At 75.1% G+C, this 2847-nt stretch carries 1 protein-coding gene; it reads left to right on the forward strand.

Annotation, left to right across the window (positions count from 1 at the left end; translation table 11 throughout):
• Positions 1–2847: amino acid adenylation domain-containing protein (locus AB0I21_RS57295; RefSeq protein ID WP_360574468.1), on the forward strand; the 2847-nt coding region annotated here is incomplete at both ends.

Consider the following 2847-nt stretch of genomic DNA (forward strand, 5'->3'; position numbering starts at 1 on the left):
GAGCTCACCGGCGACGAGGTGCAGGCGGTCGTCGGTACCGTCGACGGCGGCGCGGCGAACGTCGCCGACATCTACCCGCTCGCCCCGCTGCAGGAAGGGATCCTGTTCCACCACCTCCTGGCGGACGGCGGCGACGACGTCTACGCCCTGCCGCGCGTGTTCGAACTGCCCGGCCGCGCCGCCCTCGACACGTTCGTCGCCGCGCTGCAGCAGGTCGTCGACCGGCACGACATCTTCTGCACCTCCGTCGTGTGGGCCGGGCTGCGCGAACCCGTCCAGGTCGTCTGGCGGTCCGCGACCCTGCCCGTGACCGAGGTCGAGGGGATCGCCGACGCCGAGGAGCTGCTGTCCGCCGTCGGCCTGTCGATGGACCTCGGCCGGGCCCCGCTGATCGACGTCCACGCCGCGGCCGTCGGCGGCGGGTGGCTGGCGATGGTCCGCATCCACCACCTGGTGGAGGACCACACCGCCGTCGAGGTCGTCTACAACGAGGTCAAGGCGATCATGGACGGGCGGGCCGGCGAACTGCCGGCGCCGCTGCCGTTCCGCACCTTCGTCGCGCAGGCCCGGGCCAGCCTCGTCGGCGGCGACCACGAGGAGTACTTCCGCGACCTGCTCGCCGGCGTCGACGAGCCGACCGCCGCGTTCGGCGTCACCGACGTGCGCGGCGACGGCTCCGGGGTCGTCACCGTCCACACCGACCTCGACACCGGCCTCGGCGAGCGGCTGCGCACCGTCGCCCGGCGGCTCGGCGCCAGCCCGGCGACCGTCCTGCACGTCGCCTGGTCCCGGGTCCTCTCCGTCGTCGCCGCCCGCGACGACGTCGTCTTCGGCACCGTCCTGTTCGGCCGCATGAACGCCGGCGCCGGAGCCGACCGCATCCCCGGCCTGTTCATCAACACCCTGCCCGTCCGGATGCGCACCGGCGACCTCGACGTCGTCGCCGCCGTCGCCGCGATGCGCGGGCAGCTCGCCGGCCTGCTCGAACGGGAACACACCCCGCTGGCACTCGCCCAGCGCGCGAGTGGCGTCGCGGCCGACGTCCCGCTGTTCACCACCCTGCTCAACTACCGGCACTACACCCTCGACCTCCCGCAGGACGACGCCGCCAGTACCGGCGACGAAACCCCGGCCGGTGTGCGGGAGATCCTTTCGCGGGAGCGGACGAACTACCCGCTGTCGGTCGCGTTCGACGACAACGGCGCGACGTTCGGGCTGGTCGTCGACGCGGTCGCGCCGATCGACCCGCACGCCGTCGCCGGCATGCTCCTCACCGCCGTCGCCGGGCTCGTCACCGCCCTCGAAACCGGCCTCGACGCCGGGGACCCGGCACCGCTCGCGGCCGTGCCCGTCCTCGGCGAGCCCGAACTCACCCGGGTCCTGCGGCAGTGGAATGACACCGCCGCCGACATCTCTGCCGGGCTGCTGCCCGAACTGTTCGCGGCGCAGGTCGCGCGGACACCGGACGCGGTGGCGGTGACGCACGACGGGACCGCCGTGTCCTACGCCGAGCTCGACGGCCGCGCCGACCGGCTGGCCCGCTGGCTGGCCGGCCGTGGCGTCGGCGCCGAGTCCGTCGTCGCGGTCTGCACGGCCCGCGGCATCGACATGGTCGTCGCGCTCCTCGCGGTGCTGAAGGCCGGCGGCGCCTACCTGCCGATCGACCCCGAGTTCCCCGCGGAACGGGTCGGGTACATGGTCGCGCACGCCGGAGCGGTGTGCGTCCTGACCGACGCGGCGTGCGAGGCCGTGCTGGCGGAGGCCGGCGTGACCGCCGGCGCCGTCCCGGTGGCGCGCCTCGACGACCCGGCCGTGATCGCCGCCGTCGACGCCCAGCCCGGCACGACGCCGGCCGTCACCGTCCTGCCGCAGCAGGTCGCCTACGTCATCTACACCTCCGGCTCGACCGGCACGCCGAAGGGCGTCGCCGTCACCCACGACAACCTCGCGAACTTCCTCACCGCGATGCGGGCCCGCGCCGCGGTCACGGCCGCGGACCGGCTGGTCGCGGTCACGACGATCGGGTTCGACATCGCCGGCCTGGAGCTGTTCCTGCCGCTCGTCCACGGCGCGACGGTCGTCCTCGCCGGGCGCGACCAGGTCCGCGACCCGCGGCTGCTACGGGACCTGGTCCGGTCCTCGGCGGCGACGGTCGTGCAGGGCACGCCGAGCCTGTGGCAGGCGCTGATCGACGACAGCGACACCGGACCGGACCTCTGGACCGGCGTGCGGATCCTCGTCGGCGGCGAAGCCCTGCCCGACGCCCTCGCCGCCGCGCTGGTCGAGCGGGCCGCGGCGGTGACCAACGTCTACGGCCCGACCGAAGCCACGATCTGGGCGACCGCGAAGACCGTCGGCGACGGCGCGGCAGGGTCGATCGGCGCCCCGCTGGCGAACACCCGCGTCTACGTGCTCGACGGGCGGCTCGCCCCGGTGCCGGTCGGCGTGACCGGCGAGCTGTACCTGGCCGGCGTCCAGCTGGCCCGCGGCTACGCCGGGCAGGCCGGGCTGACCGCCGAACGGTTCGTCGCCGACCCGTTCGGCAGCGGCGAGCGGCTCTACCGCACCGGCGACGTCGTGCGCTGGTCGGAGCGCGGCGAGCTGCTGTTCGCCGGCCGCGTCGACGAGCAGGTCAAGATCCGTGGGTTCCGGATCGAACCCGGCGAGATCGAGGCCGTCGTCGCCGCCCACCCGCGCGTCGCCCAGGCCGCGGTCGTCGCGCGCGAGGACACCGCCGGCGACCCCGCTCGTTGCGGCGGCGCTCGCGCCCGGCCGGCCAACGGCGTACACCCGCCGCGACGACGACCCGAGCACGCCGAGGGTCGTCGAGTGCCGGGGCGAGCGGCA

It is taken from the genome of Dactylosporangium sp. NPDC050588 (assembly GCF_040654975.1).
Classification (GTDB): Bacteria; Actinomycetota; Actinomycetes; order Mycobacteriales; family Micromonosporaceae; genus Dactylosporangium; species Dactylosporangium maewongense.